The following is a 1,789-nucleotide window of genomic DNA, read 5'->3' as shown; positions in this document are numbered from 1 at the left end:
GGGGGGGTGCCCCTATGTGTTTGGTCAAGGTCGAGGGCCAGTAGGTTCGTGTGGTCGAGGACGGGGTCGAGCCGTAGGGGTGTGCATGGGTGATAGCCAGGTCACGATCAAGCTCACGAGTGACGAGGCGCTGGTTTTGTCGGACTGGCTGGAGAAGTTGCAGATGACGGACCTGAGCCGGGTTGTCGACGATCCGGCGGTCTGGGCGCCGATCCATCGCATCGCCGGGACGCTGGACAAGTCACTAGCTGGGCTGTTCGCGCCTGACTATGACCAGCGGCTTGAGGCCGCTCGCCGACGGCTTCGGCCGGAGGAGGACTGACCGGTGAGTCTGAATCGTCACCTGGCCCCTGCGGGTTGGGGTTCGTAGAAGGTTCCGTCGCGGAGCATCGCGAACAGGACGTCGGCCCGGCGCCTGGCGAGGCAGAGCAGGGCCTGGGTGTGGTGCTTGCCTTGGGCGATCTTCTTGTCGTAGTAGGCCCGGGACGCGGGGTCACCCAGTGCGGCGAACGCGGAGAGGAAGAAAGCCCGTTTGAGCTGCTTGTTTCCTCTCCGGGAGGGCTGTTCGCCGCGGATCGACGAGCCCGAACTGCGGGTCGCGGGTGCGAGTCCTGCGTAGGCGGCGAGGTGGCCGGCGGTCGGGAAGGTGCTGCCGTCGCCGACCTCGATCAGGATGCGGGCTCCGGTCCTGACGCCGATGCCCGGCATCGAGGTCAGGACCTTGGAAAGAGGGTGCTCCTCCAGGAGTTCCTCGATCCGCCCGGCCAGCAGCTTGCGCTGGTCGAGGACGGCGGCCAGGGATCCGGCCAGGCTCGGGACGATCAGCGCGGCCGCCTCGGTCCCCGGGACGGTGACGGTCTGCTCGTCCAGCGCGGCGAAGATCTCCTCGACCAGCCGTTCGGCCATCCGTGGCGCCTTCGGCCGCAGCAGCGTGACCAGCCGTCGGCGTCCGGCCTTGCGTATTTGGGCCGGGGATCCGAACCGTTCCAGCAGCGTGAGGACGGCCGGGTGCTGCAACCGCGGCCCCAGCACCCGTTCCAGCGACGGATGGATCTGCGTCAACAGGCCGTGCAGCCGGTTCGCAACCCGGGTCGCCTCCCCGGCCAGGTCGTCGTCGAACCCGACGATCATCTCCAGCGCGGCGATCGTCTCGTCCTCGCCGTCGATCGCCCGCAGCGTGTGGGGCATCGCGCGGGCCGCGTCCGCGATGATGAACGCGTCCTTCGCGTCGGTCTTCGCCTCACCGGGGTAGAGGTCGGCGATCCGCCGCATCGTCAGCCCGGGCAGGTAGGCGACCGGGCAGCCCATGTTCCTGGCGACCGCCAGCGGCAGGGCGCCGATTGAGGCCGGCTGGTCGACCACGACCAGCACCGTTCCGTGCTTGGCCTTCAGCTTGGCGAACAGCTCGCGGAGCTTGGGCTCGGTGTTGGGCAGACGCTTGTCGAAGGCTTTCTTTCCGGCCGGGGTGACGGCGGTGGCGTGGTGTTCGCCCTTGCCGACGTCCAGGCCGAGGAAGACGTCGATGCCGCCGGTGTCGATCACGTGCAGGCCCCTCCACTCACGCTTTCGTCCGGCCTGGCACGGCACCGAGCTGCCACATCCACGTTACGGAGAGCTCTTCCGGTCTTGGGTGAAGCCGGCGCTCAAGCCCCTCATCAGCGGTCCGTCGATGCCTCCGGACCCGGTGACACCACCCCCCGGATCATCAACTTCAACAGGAGGGGGAAGTCATGCCGGGTCCGAAGGCCGGAGGCCCCATTGCGGAGCCACGAAGACGGTAACGGGGGGG

At 68.3% G+C, this 1,789-nt stretch carries 2 protein-coding genes; one reads left to right on the top strand and one right to left on the bottom strand.

The features are described from left to right. Window positions 1–85: 85 nt before the first annotated feature. Window positions 86–322 carry a hypothetical protein gene (locus ACFVXK_RS38550; RefSeq protein ID WP_073945300.1) on the top strand — a complete coding sequence of 79 codons (237 nt, stop codon included), beginning with the start codon at window positions 86–88 and terminating at the stop codon, window positions 320–322. Window positions 323–339: 17 nt separating this feature from the next. On the opposite strand, the gene ACFVXK_RS38545 is transcribed toward ACFVXK_RS38550, so the two are convergent. After that, window positions 340–1,542, bottom strand: a complete 1,203-nt coding sequence (locus ACFVXK_RS38545) for an IS110 family transposase (RefSeq protein ID WP_389622045.1) — start codon at window positions 1,540–1,542, stop codon at window positions 340–342. Between the last annotated feature and the right edge of the window lie 247 nt (window positions 1,543–1,789).

The sequence above is a fragment of the Streptomyces sp. NPDC058157 genome (assembly GCF_042884105.1).
In the GTDB taxonomy this organism is placed as follows: domain Bacteria; phylum Actinomycetota; class Actinomycetes; order Streptomycetales; family Streptomycetaceae; genus Streptomyces.
The sequence above is the reverse complement of the archived record's forward strand: the minus strand, read 5'-3'. Positions and strand labels throughout refer to the sequence as shown.